Origin of the sequence: Gimesia maris, from assembly GCF_008298035.1 — a bacterium.
Taxonomy (GTDB): Bacteria; Planctomycetota; Planctomycetia; order Planctomycetales; family Planctomycetaceae; genus Gimesia; species Gimesia maris.
Genome location: NZ_CP042910.1, coordinates 4,405,316 through 4,422,938, shown reverse-complemented (window position 1 = coordinate 4,422,938; position 17,623 = coordinate 4,405,316). Strand labels below are relative to the sequence as shown.

General features: G+C 51.1%; 13 protein-coding genes. 5 read left to right on the top strand and 8 right to left on the bottom strand.

Annotated features, from left to right (window positions below; translation table 11 throughout):
• Positions 1-136: 136 nt before the first annotated feature.
• Positions 137-859 (bottom strand): 3-keto-disaccharide hydrolase, encoded by a 723-nt coding sequence (locus GmarT_RS16170; protein WP_002647979.1) that lies wholly within the window; start codon positions 857-859, stop codon positions 137-139.
• 137 nt (positions 860-996) lie between these two features.
• A complete protein-coding gene (locus tag GmarT_RS16165; RefSeq protein WP_002647980.1) occupies positions 997-2,406 on the bottom strand; it encodes a DUF1501 domain-containing protein in 1,410 nt (469 codons plus the stop codon).
• 661 nt (positions 2,407-3,067) lie between these two features.
• Between GmarT_RS16165 and GmarT_RS16160 the strand changes: the two genes are divergently transcribed.
• The 3 genes from GmarT_RS16160 to GmarT_RS16150 all read left to right on the top strand — a co-directional run bounded on the left by GmarT_RS16160 (position 3,068) and on the right by GmarT_RS16150 (position 6,470).
• Entirely contained in the window at positions 3,068-3,631 is a 564-nt protein-coding gene (locus GmarT_RS16160) for a sigma-70 family RNA polymerase sigma factor (RefSeq protein ID WP_002647981.1), read from the top strand.
• The gene (locus GmarT_RS16155; RefSeq protein ID WP_002647982.1) at positions 3,618-4,910 is read left to right on the top strand and encodes an anti-sigma factor family protein; all 1,293 of its coding nucleotides are present in this window, start codon (positions 3,618-3,620) and stop codon (positions 4,908-4,910) included. Before GmarT_RS16160 ends, GmarT_RS16155 begins: the two co-directional genes overlap by 14 nt.
• 99 nt (positions 4,911-5,009) lie before the next feature.
• Positions 5,010-6,470: a sulfatase gene (locus GmarT_RS16150; RefSeq protein WP_002647983.1), complete on the top strand. Its 1,461-nt coding sequence runs from the start codon at positions 5,010-5,012 to the stop codon at positions 6,468-6,470.
• Between the two features lie 18 nt (positions 6,471-6,488).
• Here GmarT_RS16150 and GmarT_RS16145 read toward each other — a convergent pair whose 3' ends face one another.
• The 3 genes from GmarT_RS16145 to GmarT_RS16135 all read right to left on the bottom strand — a co-directional run bounded on the left by GmarT_RS16145 (position 6,489) and on the right by GmarT_RS16135 (position 10,295).
• A complete protein-coding gene (locus tag GmarT_RS16145) occupies positions 6,489-7,529 on the bottom strand; it encodes a Gfo/Idh/MocA family protein (RefSeq protein ID WP_002647984.1) in 1,041 nt (346 codons plus the stop codon).
• Positions 7,530-7,576: 47 nt separating this feature from the next.
• Positions 7,577-8,866 carry a Gfo/Idh/MocA family protein gene (locus GmarT_RS16140; protein ID WP_002647985.1) on the bottom strand — a complete coding sequence of 430 codons (1,290 nt, stop codon included), beginning with the start codon at positions 8,864-8,866 and terminating at the stop codon, positions 7,577-7,579.
• Between the two features lie 142 nt (positions 8,867-9,008).
• Positions 9,009-10,295, bottom strand: a complete 1,287-nt coding sequence (locus GmarT_RS16135) for a sialidase family protein (RefSeq protein WP_002647986.1) — start codon at positions 10,293-10,295, stop codon at positions 9,009-9,011.
• A 150-nt stretch (positions 10,296-10,445) separates the two neighbouring features.
• Between GmarT_RS16135 and GmarT_RS16130 the strand changes: the two genes are divergently transcribed.
• A complete protein-coding gene (locus tag GmarT_RS16130) occupies positions 10,446-11,789 on the top strand; it encodes an outer membrane protein assembly factor BamB family protein (RefSeq protein ID WP_230682485.1) in 1,344 nt (447 codons plus the stop codon).
• A gap of 63 nt (positions 11,790-11,852) precedes the next feature.
• Here GmarT_RS16130 and GmarT_RS16125 read toward each other — a convergent pair whose 3' ends face one another.
• Positions 11,853-13,769, bottom strand: coding sequence for an exo-alpha-sialidase (locus GmarT_RS16125; RefSeq protein ID WP_002647989.1), 1,917 nt, complete (start codon positions 13,767-13,769; stop codon positions 11,853-11,855).
• Positions 13,770-13,850: 81 nt separating this feature from the next.
• Entirely contained in the window at positions 13,851-14,948 is a 1,098-nt protein-coding gene (locus GmarT_RS16120) for a twin-arginine translocation signal domain-containing protein (protein ID WP_002647990.1), read from the bottom strand.
• 239 nt (positions 14,949-15,187) lie between these two features.
• Here GmarT_RS16120 and GmarT_RS16115 point away from each other — a divergent pair, with 239 nt between their 5' ends.
• Positions 15,188-16,783: an arylsulfatase gene (locus GmarT_RS16115; protein ID WP_044239267.1), complete on the top strand. Its 1,596-nt coding sequence runs from the start codon at positions 15,188-15,190 to the stop codon at positions 16,781-16,783.
• Between the two features lie 5 nt (positions 16,784-16,788).
• On the opposite strand, the gene GmarT_RS16110 is transcribed toward GmarT_RS16115, so the two are convergent.
• The gene (locus tag GmarT_RS16110) at positions 16,789-17,574 is read right to left on the bottom strand and encodes a polysaccharide deacetylase family protein (protein WP_002647992.1); all 786 of its coding nucleotides are present in this window, start codon (positions 17,572-17,574) and stop codon (positions 16,789-16,791) included.
• Positions 17,575-17,623 lie beyond the last annotated feature (49 nt).

Below are 17,623 nucleotides of genomic sequence, written 5' to 3'. Positions count from 1 at the left end.
TGGACAGCGGATCTGTTTATCCCATTATATGCTGCCTCAGACCGATCGTCAAGAATCCGTATGAAACACAACTCCTTGGAATTACTGAGGTTAGTTTAGGAAGTGGCGGTCTCGATTCTGATCAGCTCGTCTATGATTATTTCAGCAGCGGCGCGGTCTGTTCCTGAGTCGTGATGCCGGGCGGGAGTTCCATAATCTGGATATTGCGGAACTGGATTTCCGCCCCTTCTGATTCCAGGCAGAGATAGCCCTTTTTAATTGACGCATTACGGACTCCGTTGACAAATTTTCCGTTCACGGAAAGTTTGACCACCCCGTCTACGCACACCACATCATAAACGTTCCATTGTCCTTTACCTTTGCATCTGTTTTCGATCGATTTGCTGCGTGTACCCCGTGGGTTATCAGGAGTGGTGATGAGCCCGTTTGCGCCGAAGAGTTCACCGTGGACATACGCGATCGGGGGCAGGCTGCCGTCTTTCAGTTTATGCTGATTCACCCAGTCGAGTTCCAGCATCTGAATCTCCATTCCTTTGGGCAGTCGTCTGCCTTCGGGAACGGTTCCTTCGCTCCAGGCAAAGACACCCGAGTTGCCACCCGCTTCCATATGCCGCCATTCGATGTGCAGTAGAAAATTCTCGTACTGCCTGTCGCTGCGCATCACGCCGATAGGATGTCCCGTGCAGACCAGCGTGCCATCCTTCACGTACCAGGTGTCTTTGTCCGTATTGACATTCACCCAGCCGGTCAGATCTTTACCGTTAAAGAGAGGTTTGTATTGCGGCAGTTCAGCGGCTTGCGCTGAGATGGTACTGCTGAGAACAAATAGAACCATTCCGATTGTGAGTATCTGTTTCATCGTTGAATCTCTCCTGTTCGAAAGCGGCAGTTTTTCAGTGATGCAGCTGCACTGCAAGGGCTCCCTCACAGTCCAATTGATCATAACTGTCCCATTCAAGTGAAACAAGTAGCAACTGCGTTCATGACGAAGTCGAATCAGACGAGTTCCGGGATGCGTGTTCCGGCATCAAGCAGATATTGCGGGCGGCCGTGGGGATCTTCGATCGTGACCGCATGCGGATCAATTCCCAGGTTATGATAGAGTGTGGCGAAGACATCTTTATAATGTACGGGGCGTTCTTTAACCGCGCTGGCCGTACGGTCGGTTGCACCGATGACCTGACCAGTACGCATCCCTCCGCCGGCAAGAATGGCGGGGCCCACGCGAGGCCAGTGATCGCGGCCACCTTTTTTGGAGTTGATGCGCGGGGTGCGTCCAAATTCACCCCAGGCGACGATCGTCACATCGTCCAGCATTCCTCGTTCTTCCAGATCGGAGATCAAGGCCGTTAATCCGTGGTCGACAATCGGGAGTAACTGGCGGAGACGATCGAAGTTACTGGAGTGCGTATCAAAATCGCTGATGGAAAGACTGACACAACGAACCCCTGCTTCCACAAGTCTTCGCGCCAGCAGAAACTTTTTCACCGCCTGAGGACCTTCACTGGTATAAAATCGTGGTGTCTCTGAGTGGTTTGCCGGAGTATAGCGTGCCAGGGTGACTGGATCTTCAAGCGACAGGTCGAGCGCATCCGCCAGGCGGCCTGAAGTGAGAATACTGACTGCCTGTTGAGAAAAACGGTCCATGGCATCCATCATGCCGCTGGCGTCCACCCTGCTGCGGATCGTATCCAGTTCAGCGAGCAGGGTCGTACGGTTTTCCAGTCGTTGCAGACTGAGCGTGGGGTTCAGTTTCAGGCTGACCTGATGATCTGTGCCGAGTCGTTTCAATTCACTCTGCATCCCTTTTTCCAACTGGCGTTCAAACAGGTCCGAGAGATCGGGCCGGAATGGTTGAAAGGAGGGACCCAGGAATCCAGGCCGGGCACTGTTTCGAACCAGGCCGCGTCCCTGCATCAGATCGACAAATAAGGGGGTGCGATCCGCTGGTGAGCTTCTCAATTTCGAAACAACAGAACCCAGGGCAGGGCGTCCGCCCGTTGAGGCGAGATCTTTTTTGCGAAACCCGGACTGGCACTGGAACGCGTCGTGGGCGCCTGCTGATCCCACCAGTGATCGAATCAAGGCGAACTGATCTGCCTGGGCTGCCATGCGAGGCAGGAGTTCACAGATCTGCACGCCTGTGACATTTGTAGAGACAGGCAGGAATTCACCGCGGATTTCAGCCGGAGCCTCCGGTTTCAGGTCTATCATGTCCATATGAGGAGGACCACCATCCAGATGCACATTGATGATGGATTTATTTGATTTAAGAATACCAGACTGTGCTTCAGCGCGTAAAAGATCGGCCAGTGTCAGTCCGGCAAGACCGAGTGTCCCCATCTGCAGGAACTGTCGTCGTGAACTGGAGTGGTGCTGATTCTGATCGTTGAAGAATGACAGCATCGATTCCCCCTGTTTTATCGCGAGCTCGCATTTTCAGAGAGCCAGCCGAATGCTCTCTGGAATGAAGAGTCTGGAATACTTACGGATCAGCGTATGTTTATACCAGAATGAGTAGGTTTAACTCAAGCGCGATTCTGCCGCCGGGGGAATCAGGTGGAAAATCAGCCTCTCCCTGTAATTCGCTGCCTGTGGAAGGAGTTCTTCCGACTGCTCAAAAAATCAAAGGCTCGGAATAGTACGATTACGTATTAATACCACTGGATAGAATAGTGGGGATCTGAATAGATAAAGTTGAGATCAGCTATTGGAGAACTTCATTCTGTAGAGAACAAAGCAACTTTTTCTGTCAGAATGAGCTGTTTTGAAACAGGGTGTATTTTGCCCTCTATTGTATATCGCAAAAGGGGCCAAAACGTTAACAACTAATTTCTAAAAAAGTGAGAATAGTGCTATCTTCAGAAATTTACCTGAATGATTTGAAGTTCTTCCGGTATCTTCATTTAATCTTAATACATTCTACTACAATATAAAATATTGCTATTGGTGAATGCCCAGATTACAGTTTTTCTTTCATGACAGAATTTCGCTATCGCTCTGTTTCATCTGGTGACATTAACTTTAAAAAATATACTAACTGTTTAAGAAAAGATGTACGTGCCCGATGGATGCGACACAAACAAGAACATTGCAAACCGAGTCTGCTCAAAGTCGTGCTGAACTCGCGCGTAACTGGGTGAAAGTTCAACCCTCTCTGATGGCATTTGTAGTGGCTTCAACTCCTCAGTTCAGTGATGCGGAGGATCTGCTACAGGAGGTCGCAGCAGAAATTGCGATCCGTTATGACGAATATGATAAATCTCGCCCGTTCCTGCCCTGGGCATTATGGATCGCCAAAATTAAGATCGCCGATTTTTATCGAGGTAAGCGACGTGATCGGGTCTTGTTCATGGGTGAAGCGATGGACGCTTTGGCAGATGCCTGCTCCCGGGTTCAGCAGTTGATGACCGAGGAGCGGGATTTACTGGAGTATTGCCTGGATCAGTTAACAGAACGTTCGCGGCGCTTACTTGGTTTACGTTATACCGATGATTTAAAGCCAAAGCAGATTGCCGACGAACTGGGAACTTCGATGGGATCGGTACGAGTGACCTTATCCCGGATTCGGACCACATTGATGGACTGTGTTCAAAAGCGAGCTGCTGGTGAAGCGAATGTCGGAAACTAAAACAGAACTCGTAGAGAGCACGGCACTCGAAAATATCGATGCCTATCTTGATGGGGAAGAGCTTTCCGAAGAAGAGGCCCGGAAGCTTGAGCAGTGGATCAAGACGGACAGCGAAAATGCAGACCAGGCCTTTCGTCGCGTGTTTCTGCATTCTTATCTGCGGGAGCGTTTCCAGGTTCGTTCGATTGGTGAAGCACAGGCACGTGAGCGGGAAAAACAACTCAAGGAACCGTTGATTCTGCCGACGGACGCGGAATTTGAGATCAATTCGGTTTCTTCCAAGCCTAAAGCAAAGCCGAAACCCAGACAAGGTCGGCGGATTTTAACCTGGCGCTGGTTTCTGTTAATCGGAATTGGCATTGTTTCGACCATTAATCTCTCGGTGATGTTCATCAAAGACTTCCAACTGCCTTATGATGAAGACAAGGCATTTGAACCGATCAATTTCGAGTCGGATTATGTCAAAAAAACATTCCTTATGGCTCGTATCGCGGCTCAGCCGTTTCTATATGAAGGCTTTAATTATTCAGAGAATCTTCTGGGGGAAAAAGCATCAGAGGGAATTAATGATCTGACCGGTGGAGTTGGCTGGGCTGGTCCCTGGGCCGATAAAGGAAAAAACCGGTCCATGATTGTGCACGATACCAAGAAAGTAAACCTTGGGAAAAACGATATGCGGCTTTTCGGCCAGCTCGGGTTTTCCGATCAGTTTGGAAACATACTGTTGACGAAAGGCGGGCAGTATCGCTCAGGAGCTGGTTCTGAAACGGTTGCCGTGCGCTATCTGGATTTGCAGCAGGTTCCGAAAGCACTATTAGACTCCAAGGGATTCGGAGCCGACGGAGAAATTCTGTGGATGAGCTTTATGGTGCAGTCTTATGATAATGCCGGCAGTGGCCGTTATGCATATATCGATTTCGGAAATGAAGAATCAAGCTTACGTATAGGAAAACTGGCGTCCGCCGACCGCGGGAACTGGGCTGCTGCCGGTCAAGTGAACGGTACCGAAATCAATACCGCCTCCAGTGAGGTTCTTTCGGGACAGGCTGCCCTGATTGTGGTGCGAATTTTGTTTCGTCCCGGCGCGGAAGAAGTCGATCTCTGGTTAAATCCCCCGTTGAATCAGATCCCCGAACTGAAAGATGTGGACCTGAGATTGATGGCACCTGATCTGCGGATTGATCGGGTCAAAATCGTCAGTAATTATTCCACGGACTTCGATGAACTGCGGGTGGGAGTCTCCTTTGTAGATGTGATTCCCGCCGGCGATTATGACTGAAAGAGAGTTGTGACCCGTTCTTGCGGATCATAGAATGAATGTTTGAAGTGACGAAAAATGTTACATCTGTATTTATTCTTCTGATCGCCAGGGTGAACGATGAAATTAACTGCTTTTCAGATCATGGCCTGCTGGCTGCTGTATTGTTTGAACCAGGTTGTTGCAGCAGAAAAGCCATACAATGTGCTGTTTATTATCTCAGACGATCTGACGGCAACCGCGCTCTCCTGTTATGGAAATCAGGTGTGTCAGACTCCCCATATTGACAGTATTGCAGCCCGGGGAACGCGCTTCACACATGCATACTGTCAGGCAACATATTGTGGCCCCTCACGCGCTTCTTTCATGTCGGGTTATTATCCCCACGCCTCCAAGGCGTTTGGATACGTGAGCCCGCGGTCATATATTGGCGACCGTCCTACCTGGGCACAGCATTTCAAAAATCATGGTTATTATTCCGCCCGCGTCAGTAAGATTTATCACATGGGCGTTCCCGGTGATATTGAAAAAGGGAACGATGGTACCGACGATCCTGCTTCGTGGACCGAGCGATTCAACAGCCAGGGACCCGAGTGGGCTGCACCCGGGAAGGGGGAGACTCTGGAAAACAACCCGGACGGGAAGAAACCCGCGGTCGGGGGAAATACGTTCGTCGTGGTGGAAGCGGACGGTAATGATCTGGTGCACTCTGATGGCAAGACCGCGCGGAAAGCAGTGGAACTGATTGAGCAGCATAAAGACGAACCTTTTTTTCTGGGGGTTGGATTTGTGAGACCACATGTCCCTTTCGTTGCGCCGCAGTCCTACTTTCCTCCTTTTCTGCCGTATTCTAAACACGTCTTACCTGAAAAAGTCTCTGGCGACTGGGATGACATTCCCCGATGGGGAATCAATTACAAAACCAGTCTGAATATGAAAATGGATGTCAGACGTCAGAAAAAAGCGGTGGGCGGTTACCTGGCATCGGTCGCGTACATGGATGCGCAGGTCGGGAAAGTTCTGGATGCTGTCAAACGGGCCGGCATTGAGGACCAGACGATTGTGATCTTCACCAGCGATCACGGCTACCATCTGGGGGAACACGATTTCTGGGCCAAGGTCAGTCTGCATGAGGAATCGGCGGCAGTCCCCTTGATCATCAGTGTGCCCGGCAAGCAGCCTGCGGTTTGTGATTCACTGGTGGAATTGCTGGATCTGTATCCCACGATCAGCGGTCAATGTGGTTTACAGATACCGGCTGGTATTCAGGGGAAAGATCTCTCGCCCCTGCTGGATAATCCAGAGAAACGCGTGCGCGATACCGCATTCAGCGTGGACCCGCGAAACAAGGGGAACCGTGGCTTTTTACTGCGAGATGAACGCTGGGCCTATATTCAATACAAGGAAGATGCATCCGGTGGGATCGAATTGTATGACATGCAGCATGATCCCCAGCAGTTTACCAACCTGGCCGATCGACCGGAAAACCAGTTGACTGTGAAGGTGTTTAAAGAGAAACTCGCCGAAAAATTAAAAGACATTCGCACGAATGATCTGGGGCACACCTATCCGACCCCTTGAGCTTGTATTGAGCTGGCTTCAATCGATACGCACCTGCTGGGTCTGGCCGGTTTCTGCTGCTTTGTAGGCAGCATAGATAGTTCTTAAGACCTGCAGACTGTCGTGACTGTCGAGGGTCGGTGGTTCCTTATCCAGAACCGACCTTACGGCGGCGTGCACGCAGGGGGAGTAACCCCGGGGCTTAATCGATTCTTCGAACTTATGAATCGTCCCTGGTTTATCCGAGTAGAGTGACCATTGCAGATATTTGCCGGTCGAGTAATCCATTTCCAGCCAGCCTTTGGACCCCCAGATTTTAATCAGTGACTGTTTACCGCGATTGACGTAATACCCGGACGTCATCGTGCCTAGAAAGCCTTTGTCAAATTTGAGGCTGAGGGCGGCCGAGTCTTCCACGTCGAGAGGCTGTCCCCCGATATTGGTGATGAAACCGCTGACGTCGGTGATTTTGGAGTCGGTAATGTACATGCCCAGGTCGAGCCAGTGAATGCCCAGCCAGATCAGATGTCCGCCCCCTGCGCGTGCTTTCTGTGCAAACCAGCCGGACTGATAACTCTTGCTGGTTAAGCGGGTCTGGTCGGCAATGAAATTCAGTTCGATGCCGTAAATCTTTCCGAGCGTCCCTTTGCGAATCATGCGGCGGGCAGCTTTGACTTCGGGGTTATTGCGATTGGCCAGCGCCAGCATCAGGTTGAGATGTTTACTGTCCGCTTTCTGGACCAGCGCTTCAAAGGCTTCGATGTTTGTGCAGGCCGGCTTTTCTGCGAAAACTGCACAGTTATGGTCCAAGGCGATATTAATGGCTGCCGGCGCTTTGCCCGCTTCCAGTGTAATCAGCGCCAGATCGGGTTTCTCTTTCTGAAAGAGTTCTTCTGGACTGTGATAGACGTGTGTGAGTTTATCACCCAGTTTCTTGCGGGCTTCCTCGACATGCTTCTGGCCTTCGTCGCTGAGGATGACTTCGCTGATGTCTTCGCAGGAGGCGAGTGCCGGGAAATATGCGCCGAGATGCGCAGATGTTTCACTGATGATGAGCGCTACTTTTGCTTTGTCTGCCATGAGTCTTTTTTCTCTCTATGAAACTCGTGTTGAAGATCGTGTTGCTGTTAAACCTGAGGCAGTTCGTAACCATCACGATATTGACGGGTCAGATACTGATTGGCTTCTTTGTCTTCAGGGAACGTCTCAGTTTTGGGATCGAAGACCAGGCGTTTGCCGGTACGATAGGAAATATTGCCGAGGTGACTGAGCATGGCGGAATAATGCCCCTCTTCAATTTCCGCCAGCAGTTCCTCTGATTTCCGGTTCTTCACACAGTCGATGAAGTTCTGATAATGCGTCGGCGTGTCCTGCCATTTGGCTTCGTAGGAAGGGCCGCGTTCGTGTTTATAAAAGATGCGATAGCCTGAGCGATCGACCATCATGAAACCTTTATCGCCATAGAAGATGTTGTCGTTGTCATGTCGATGGGACTGCAGGCGATAGGGAGTGAAGTCACGTTGCTCGTAGACGTAGAGCAGGTCATCATATTCCCAGGTAACGACCATGGTATCAGGCGTTTCCTGGGCATCTCCTTTGGAACCCAGCTTGGCGCCACTGCAGGAGACGGCATTTGGCGCTTTCAGATTCATCCCCCAACGGCCGATGTCGATTTGATGCACGCCATCATTGCCGATATCGCCGGTTCCGAATTCCCACGTCCAGTGCCAGGCGGTATGGAAACGATTGCGGTTGAACGGGCGTTTTTTTCCAGGTCCCAGCCAGAGGTCGTAATTGACGCCGTTGGGTACCGGTTCATCCGGACGGACAGGATACAAAGCCCGTCGTTGATTATTGATGGCTTTGACCATCAGAACTTTGCCGATGGCGCCGTCCTGAATCTGTTTCCAGGCTTTTTGATAGACGGGGGTCGCGCGCAGATTGGTGCCATGCTGCACGACGCGTTTGTATTTACGGGCTGCATTCACCAGTTGGCGGCCTTCGTGAATATTATGCGAGCAGGGTTTTTCGACGTACACATCCTTGCCTGCCTGGCAGGCCATGATCGCTGCAGGGGTGTGCCAGTGATCGGGGGTGGCGATCACTATCGCGTCGATTTCATTTCCGTCGAGCAAGGTGCGGAAATCCTCGACTTGTTTTGGTCGCTTTGCACCTGATTTTTCAATCTGATCAGCCATCTGACCGGAACGGCTCTGGTCGGGATCGCAGACCGCCACCAGCTGACTGTCAGGAAGTTTTGCAAACCAGCTCCCCAGCCCTTTGCCTCGTCCCCCGCAGCCTACAAGTGCGACATTGACTTTGTCGTTTGCAGAAAAAGCAGCCTGACTGAGAGAAGACATCCCGGCCCAGACTACGGGAATCGTTCCCAGAAACTCACGACGGTTCAAGTGACTCATAGCGATTCTCCTTCAGATGCGTGCTGGTTGCCGTTTATACTTTTCTTTGGGTGCCCGTTATCCTACCACGCGATAGAATGTTATATCAAGCGATGTTGATGTTAAACCTCAGTTCTAAGACTTGCTGCAGAGCTACTGTTTTTCAATGATCGGTCAGTTTCACCAACTTGTTGGCACGCTTCCACAAAATCTTCGAAACGTACACACTGTTATCCGAGCCGTACTTATTGTCGACGGGCATCACATAGTCGGGCCCGAATCGCTGCATCCATTCGGTGACGATCACCCAGGTTTCGTTTTCGTTGACATCGACGACGCCAAAGTTACCCAGCCGGGCACCACGTTCAGGGACCAGGATGCGTTCGGAATCGCGGATAATGGCCATTTTATCAGGATTGACTTGGCCCATAATCAGCGGGGCACGGTGACGGATGATATGATCGTTATTGGCACCGCGTCGGGTGTAGACCAGATAAAGTCCATCGGAATGCGTGACCCAGTGGGCCTGCGTATTGTAGCTGCCTAAATCCTTGCCGTCTTCGAAGGTCCATTTTTGTGGCTCTGGAAAATGCAGTCCGTCTTTGCTGCGAGTGACATAAGCGGCATTGTCGTTTCGTAGTGTGAGGTAGAACCAGTCCCCGTATTTTGTAATGGAAGGTTCCGCGAAACCACGACCGTTGTCGATGGAGAGTTCGTTTCCATGTTCTATATATTTCAGCGTTTCACCGTCAAAGCGACATCGGAGCACCATCACGTCTGAGTATTTTCGCTCGGGACGTTTATAATAGACGGGAAGCAGAATGTCGCCGTTCGGCAAATCATAACGCTGCACCGAGCCGGCACCACTGCTGATGAATTCCGGGCCGTCCGGAAGTTCCAGAGATTTCCAGGCAGACCAGAGGTTCTTGTCTGGGTCATAGGTCGCATAAGAGGAAACGCGGATGTTTTTCTCTTTTACAATGCGATTATTGTAATACCGGACGGTATGTCCGATGCCCAGCAGAGTTTTTGATGCAGCGTGCCATTGTGGCCAGAAATCAGAGACAACAACTTCACCTCCATCGGGCAGATTATGGCGGCTCAGATTATTCTGCTCAACCGGTCCCTGCCAGGTTTTTCCCAGGTCATCAGTCCGCATGGAATTCAGGGCGTAAAAAATATCGCTGCCGGAAAGCAGCAGTTTCTGCATGGTCATCACCACAATCGGATTATCGAGGTCATTGCCTGGCGCGCCTACGGGAATGGCACCTGCCCGGGCATGTACCCAGCAGGTTTTGCCATCATAACCTTTGGTAGCAGTCGTAAGTTGAATGCGAAAGTCGGGTGACTCCCGTTTCAACACCGCATTTTTCTGGGCAGAGAGTTTGCTTTGAGGGACACACAGCAGGATGAACGAGAAAAAGAAAATCGAAACAGTCTTCAAAGGCATGGTTCAGGTCCCTGGTTGATGTAGTGAGAGTCATTTCGGTGTGTAATGATCAGAGATTCATCTTAACCCGGCTGATTCTTCAGAGCAATCAACAGACCGATTCGATGCGTATCGTTCAAAATGCTTGCGGTGGCGTAGAGACTGCTTACAATGAATATCATTCTTACCTCACTCAATACATTTTCAAAGCCGTACCTGCCCGAAGAAAGCACGTCCATGTTTCGAACCATGATTTACTGCCTGTCGATTCTCTCTGTCTCTCTCAGTTGTCCTGCTGATGAAAAAGAACCTGTGAAGCCGGAACCGATCCAGGTAAAAGCGACCGACTGGCCCTGGTGGCGCGGACCCGAGCGAAACGGCATTGCGAATCCCGATCAGAATCCACCACTCAAATGGAGCGCGACGCAGAACATTCTCTGGAAATCGCCAATTCAGGGACGCGGTTACAGCTCACCCACGGTTGCAGGAAACCGGATCTTTCTGACCTCAGCGGATACCGAAAACGAAACACAATTTGTGTTGTGCTATGACAGAGAGACAGGGAAGCAACTCTGGAAAACTGTGGTCTTCACGGGCGGGTTAAGCGAGAAGGGGAACAAGAAATCAACGCACGCTTCTTCAACGGTTGCCTGTGACGGGACGCAAGTCTATATCAACTTCATCAACAATGGAGCTGCTTACACGAGCGCATTGACGCTAGATGGTCGACTCATCTGGCAGACGAAGATTACCGACTACATCATTCACCAGGGATATGGTTCTTCACCGGCGATTTATCAGGATCTGGTGATCGTGTCCGCGGACAATAAAGGGGGCGGTGCCATTGCTGCGATGAACCGGGCTGATGGCATGCTGGTCTGGAAGATCGATCGTCCGAAAACACCGAATTATCCTTCGCCGATTATTTTGGAAGTGGCAGGCAAAGAACAACTGCTGATGACCGGCTGTGATCTGGTGACGGGCATCGCGCCGCTGACCGGTAAGAAACTCTGGGAGATTGAAGGTGCCACCACAGAGTGTGTGACTTCAACAGTGACGAACGGGGAAGTGATTCTGACCAGTGGTGGTTACCCCAAAAATCATATGGCAGCCGTCAAAGCCGATGGTTCAGGCGAAGTCGTCTGGGAAAACAGTAATCGTATGTATGTACCTTCCATGCTGATTCAGGATAACAAAATCTACTCCGTCACCGATAATGGAGTTGCCGTCTGCTGGGATGTGATGACGGGAAAGGAACTCTGGAAAGGTCGTCTGGGTGGGACCTTCAGTTCGTCTCCGGTTCTGGTCGGTGATCGGATTTACGTGACCAACGAATCCGGCGAGACCTATATCTTCCGAGCAAGTCCTCGCGAATTCGAATTGCTGGGAGAAAATAAACTGGGAACGGAAGTTTTTGCGACTCCCACATTCTGCGACAGCCGGATTTATATGCGGGTATCTCAGGAAGGGGATGGCAAGCGACAGGAAATGCTGTACTGCATCGGCAGGAAATAGTTCGACTCGCAAAAACGAACATGCTCCCCGCATCCGAAATGAAGCGGGGAGCATGATTCGAAATCAGTCCGTCTCTGGTTGATAGAACCAGGCGAGGGGCAGTGAACGAAAGCGGGATGAGATCATGCGGTTCTGGTCCCCCACATAGTAGCTCATAACAGCCCGCCCGCGGTAAAATGTGAGACTGATGTAGGAATAGGTGTGATCCGCATCGGTCTCGAGGTTCTTTTTAAGCTTCCAGGTTTTGCCTTCATCAGAACTGATCGCAGCAGTCAGAGGCGTTCGTTTTCCACTGTGACCGGCGCCAGGTTCAAAGTTGTCGTTCCAGATCAGCAGCAGGTCACCAGTGGAAGGAATGCGACGCAGAGTGGCAGGTGCTTCAGGAGCCCGCACCCCCCAGGAAACGGGTTTGCTCCAGGTATCACCTTTGTCACTCGAGAGGCTGGACCCGATGTGACCGGATTGCGTACGGAAAATCATCAGCACGTTACCGTCTTTCAATTCAAAGACTTCCGGTTCCATGGCACCACGTTTGGCATAGTCGACGCTGCCTTTGGACTGCTTCCAGGTTTTTCCCTGATCGTCTGAAATGAAACAAGTGCAGACAAAGTGATTGTTCTTGCGGACATCGGGAGTCGAAGCCACCGGGGCCAGCCAGCGACCACTTGAAAGAATCGTGATCCGATCGTTGTTCATCACGTGATAGCCGGGAGGCGTTGTGATTTCGATGGGAGGCCCGAAAGTTTTACCGTTGTCGTCAGAAACTTTGAGATAAGCTTTCAAATCGGACAGGGTATTTTTCTTGAGGTAAAACAGTCCGATGGGGCGTTTTTCCTGCATCGGTCCAGCTAGGTACCGCAGTGTCGCCGACATTACATTTTTCTTACCTGTATTTTCCTGCAGGACACGCTGTTTTCCCCAGGTACGACCGCCGTCCGTAGATTTTTTCGCGATGATGCGGGCTGTAGCAAAGTCGGAACCACTGCCGATAAATTGAGTCGTGGCATAGAGCAGCGAGCCGTCGTTTAAGGGGAGGATGGAACCTTCACTGTAACGGGGATATTCTTTCGATGCTTCATACACATCGTTGACGACAATTTCGTCTTTAGGATGTTCGCTTTTAGCGAGCACAATCAATGCCTGGGCGGCACGAATACGGGCGTCCCGGTTTTGATCACTGAGTTGTTTGATCAGATTTCCTTTAAGGTTGGCAGCTCCTGCTTCGCCGGCAAAGATAGCAGAATAAGTTTTGACGGCCGCATTGTCGCTGGAAAGATTGGCTTTGATGGCTGCCAGTCCCTCTGGATCACCGTGCATAGCGAGTGCCGTTTCAAAATAAGCACGTGTGAACGGATCGTCGGTTCGTTTCAGATTGGCTTTGAGAGCGGGAATGTCTGATTTGTCTCCCACGCGGGCGATGATCCAGGCGGCCGTTGCAGCGATACTGACATCTTCGTCCTGCAGAAATTTACGTACGACTTTAAAGGCCTCAGGATTGCCCCAGCGACAAAGCAGGGCGGCGGCCATCATCGCTTTTTTAGGATTGTCTGATTTCACTGCTTCACGAATCAGAATCCCGTCACCCAGTTCATTGACTTTGTAGAGCGATTCGCAGGCATGCACATGCCCATGGGAATCTTTACCGGCGAGAATCTGAAACATGATGGCGGCCTTGGAGCGGTCGCCGGCACGGACCAGTTCGCGAGCCAGGCCACAGCGGTGCTGATCGTCCTTTTCGGTTTTGAGTTTGGGCTCAATAATCTGACGGACTTCAGCCCCTTTTCCGGCCAGGGTCAACGCTTCGGCAGCATGCATGGACGGCCAGAATTCATCGCTGTTAATGGCTTCCCGTAGAACTTCCAGGCAAAGCTTTTCGGTTTCCGGGCTCAATTTTATTTTGGGGGCGGGTGAGTCGGCGTTTACCAGAGAGGGGATGCCGTAAAACAGCAGGAGTGTCAGAATCAGCGAGATCTGTTTCATGTTGTGGCTTCTATTGCTAAGTGAGAGTCTAGTGGCATTCAATGGATCAGGTGAGACGAATGACGATTGAGCAGGTCGTTGTCAGCTGAGTCGTTTCAGTTTACTGACGCGTCCGGTGGCAACCCACTCGGCGACGAAGATATCTCCGTTCTGATCAAAACAGGCATCGTGGGGATGCACGAAGCGTCCGGCCTGCCATTTGTTCGGGGTTTCGCGCATACGGGGTTTGGCTGTTTTCATGGCTTTCTCCCATTCTGGATCCTGTCCCAGATGAGCGATCACTTTGTTGTTTTTATCCAGCAGTGTGATCCGGGAAGCCAGGTCAGGCACGAGCAGCAGGTCCTGGTAGGTGTCGAGGTTGGCAGGCAAAATGAAGCCTGTCATGGTCTGCAGATGCTTACCTTCCAGTGTGAACCACTGCAGGCGAGCGTTAGCACGGTCGGCGACGACGACTGACGGTTCGCGTCCTGGTCGGTCGTCAATCCACAGGCCGTGGGGCAGTTTGAATTTACCATCTTCTTTCCCTTCTCCACCGAAGGCAGACAGCCAGAGTCCGTTTTTGTCGTAGCGGTGGACCTGATACGCGCCATATCCATCGGCCAGATAAAAACCACCATCGGGATGGAAGGCAAAGTTGGTCGGCAGGAAACGATTGCGGCCCCAGACTTTCTCAGGATTGGTTGCTTCTCCTTCGGCATAACATTTCGAAATCATGGGGGCATATTTCTGCCAAACGGTTTCCCCGTTGAGATCCAGCTTGGCAAACGTTTTCAGGTGCTGATAGGCGGTCACATACAGGAACTGGTCAGTCCCCTCCTGGCGCACTTCCAGTCCATGCCCACCTCCCTGAAACTGTTTTCCGAACGAGCGAACATATTTTCCCTTGGGATCAAATACGAAGATCGAAGGATGATCAGTCTGGTCGGCACGACCTTCATGAATCACATACACAAATCCGTCTTTATCGACGGCAACATTGTGGGTTGTCTGCCAGGTGAATTCGGAAGGCAACCGGGCCCAGTTGTGAGTCACTTCGTATTTATGATCTCCTGAACCGAGAATCACGCGGGAATCGGTTTTGGAATCGGCGTGAATGGCGGGGGCTCCGAATAGAGCGACAGTGGTGCCAGCGGCTGTGGTTCTCAGAAAATCCCGACGTGTCTGTCTGGAAAAACGCATCTCTTTTCTCCTAGAGAGGCTGACTGATGAATGAAAATCGATAAATTGAATCAGAGCCCATATCAGTAAACTGTAACCTGTGAGAGAACCGAGATCAATTCGGAACTCACAGGTTCCTGCATTTCCAGAGATGCGGGAACGGTTTCGAGATTCGATTGTTGTAAGGTGTCTGAAGTGGACTTACAATGAATGCTCATTCCCTGTTGATTTCAATCACCCTCTGAATATGAAGAGACATTATGCTTTACCGACGCTCGCTCCCTGCCAGGTCAGTTTCTCTGATTTGTTTTCTTCTATTTCTTTCACCTGTATCGCTATCCGCTGCGGAGAAGCCGAATATTATTCTGATCATGTGTGATGATATGGGTTTTTCCGATATCGGCTGTTATGGCGGTGAAGTGCAAACGCCGCATTTGAACCGGCTGGCCCAGGAAGGGATGCGGTTCACGCAGTTTTATAACAACGCAAAATGTACGACGACCCGGGCGTCCATTCTGACCGGATTGTATCCCCGCTTCGGAAAAGGGGGACACATGCGGCAGAATATGGTGACGCTGGGTGAAGCAATGAAAACCGCAGGATATCATACCGGTCTGAGCGGTAAATGGCATCTGATGAAAACGCAGGGCTATGCCAAAAGCGAAAAACCGGGTGGCTGGCTAAATCGTTACGATAAGACTACGCATCCGTTCTTTCGTGGCTTTGACTCGTATTATGGCGTATTGGATGGTTGCTGCAATTTCTTCGACCCGACGATTTCCGATCCTCCCTACAAGCGGGCGGGTATTCGCAGCTTCGGTCACGATGACAAGGCGGTTACCGAATTTAAAGAAGGCTATTACACGACTGATGCCTTTACCGACCATACGCTGGGTATGATCAAAGAATACAGCGACAACGAGCGGCCATTCTTTATTCATCTGTGTTATACAGCGCCCCATTATCCGCTACATGCGAAACCGGCTGACATAAAGAAGTATGCGGGTAAATTCAAAATGGGCTGGGATCAGATGCGGAAGGATCGCTGGAAACGTCTACAGGAAATGGGAATTGCCGGAGAGAACTGGTCGCTTTCGGAAGGTGACAGTCGTGCCTATGCCTGGGAGACGGCGAATCAGGAATTTGAAGATCAGCGGATGGCCGTCTATGCAGCGATGATTGACAGTATGGATCAGAATATCGGCCGCATCATGACGACGCTCAAAGAGACGGGGCAACTCGACAATACGCTGGTCCTGTTTCTTTCCGATAATGGGGGCTGCAGTGAAGAACCAGGAGGTCGCAATCCCCAGGAGAGAACTCCCGGGCCGAAAGATGATTACGTCGCCGTCGGCCCTGCCTGGGGTTGGGCTCAGAATTCTCCGTTCCGTCGCTATAAATCGTGGGTGCATGAGGGAGGCATCTCGACTCCAATGATTGCCTGGTGGCCGGGCAAGGTGCCAGCGGGAGCAATCAATCGCAGTCCGGCGCATATCATTGACTTGATGCCCACTTTTCTGGAGATGGCAGGAGCAGAATATCCAAAAACATACCAGGGGCATGAGATTCTACCTGTGGAAGGAACCAGCATCCTTCCTCTCTTACAAGGGGAAGAAAAGACCTTGCACGATTCGCTGGCCTGGTACTGGTCCGGGAATCGGGCGTTAAGACAGGGACCGTGGAAACTGGTATGGGACAAAGGTGTCGGGGAGTGGGAGCTGTACGATATCAGTGCCGACCGGTGTGAAACGAAAAATCTGGCAAAGCAGCAGCCGGAACGGGTGCAGCAGATGTCGAAAGACTGGTTTGCCTGGGCGGAAAAAGTGGAGCTGGGTACGAAGGTCAAGCAGAAATAAGTCGCTTATGGCAGGTCATCATAAGTCAGTGTCGGCAGTCCGATCTGTTGCGCGTGTGCCAGGATTTCTTCGAGTGCCCGCGGCTGTAGATGATGTCCTGGTCCCTTGTCGCTGATGTTGTGGGCATAAAAAACAACGATTTCGCCGCGCTGTTTGGCGTGGTCCATCGCATCTTTAATTTCAGTGAGATAGTCAGGTCGTTTTTCGGTGCCCGCGTAATCGATACCGGTTCCAATCAGACAGCCTCGCCCCGCGATCTGATCAACGGGCGTGAATATCGCTTTCAGATCCCGCATCCGCTGCCCGGCTGACAATCCTGTTCCCCCTCGCAGATGACGAAACGTTTTCAGTAGTGCAGTGTCGATTTCCTCACTGCGGGAGCTGTTGGGATACGCAAAAGCCGTCGGTGGAAAGCCAGCCTCGGTCAGCCGTTTGACGGAAGGATCGATTTCATTTTTCAAATACGCATCCATGCCTTTCGTACGGACGTAGTAGACGGCTTTAATATGATTCACACTATGACTTCCTATGGCATGGCCCGCGTCCTGCAGCTTTTTCAATCCAGCAATATGTGCGGGTTTCAGCAAATAAAAGTGATCGACAAAAAACGTGGCATGCGCGTCATACTTTTTGAAGAGAGGAATCTGCTGGACCCACTGGTCGACATACCGGTCGTCAAAGGTCAGAACTATGCCGGATTTAAATGATTTTTTAATTGTGGCCGGTTTCTCTGCAGCGGGAGCGACCGGTGTGATCAGGAACAGACAGAGCAGGGAGAGAAAAAATCGCATGAGCTAACTTTACATAAAAGAGGATTCACAGAAACTTGAAGAAGTTCCT

Excerpts from the sequence above, each read along its gene's own strand:
- GmarT_RS16170 (WP_002647979.1), bottom strand. The coding sequence starts at position 859 with ATGAAACAGATACTCACAATCGGAATGGTTCTATTTGTTCTCAGCAGT.
- GmarT_RS16165 (WP_002647980.1), bottom strand. The coding sequence starts at position 2,406 with ATGCTGTCATTCTTCAACGATCAGAATCAGCACCACTCCAGTTCACGA.
- GmarT_RS16160 (WP_002647981.1), top strand. The coding sequence starts at position 3,068 with ATGGATGCGACACAAACAAGAACATTGCAAACCGAGTCTGCTCAAAGT.
- GmarT_RS16155 (WP_002647982.1), top strand. The coding sequence starts at position 3,618 with ATGTCGGAAACTAAAACAGAACTCGTAGAGAGCACGGCACTCGAAAAT.
- GmarT_RS16150 (WP_002647983.1), top strand. The coding sequence starts at position 5,010 with ATGAAATTAACTGCTTTTCAGATCATGGCCTGCTGGCTGCTGTATTGT.
- GmarT_RS16145 (WP_002647984.1), bottom strand. The coding sequence starts at position 7,529 with ATGGCAGACAAAGCAAAAGTAGCGCTCATCATCAGTGAAACATCTGCG.
- GmarT_RS16140 (WP_002647985.1), bottom strand. The coding sequence starts at position 8,866 with ATGAGTCACTTGAACCGTCGTGAGTTTCTGGGAACGATTCCCGTAGTC.
- GmarT_RS16135 (WP_002647986.1), bottom strand. The coding sequence starts at position 10,295 with ATGCCTTTGAAGACTGTTTCGATTTTCTTTTTCTCGTTCATCCTGCTG.
- GmarT_RS16130 (WP_230682485.1), top strand. The coding sequence starts at position 10,446 with ATGAATATCATTCTTACCTCACTCAATACATTTTCAAAGCCGTACCTG.
- GmarT_RS16125 (WP_002647989.1), bottom strand. The coding sequence starts at position 13,769 with ATGAAACAGATCTCGCTGATTCTGACACTCCTGCTGTTTTACGGCATC.
- GmarT_RS16120 (WP_002647990.1), bottom strand. The coding sequence starts at position 14,948 with ATGCGTTTTTCCAGACAGACACGTCGGGATTTTCTGAGAACCACAGCC.
- GmarT_RS16115 (WP_044239267.1), top strand. The coding sequence starts at position 15,188 with ATGCTTTACCGACGCTCGCTCCCTGCCAGGTCAGTTTCTCTGATTTGT.
- GmarT_RS16110 (WP_002647992.1), bottom strand. The coding sequence starts at position 17,574 with ATGCGATTTTTTCTCTCCCTGCTCTGTCTGTTCCTGATCACACCGGTC.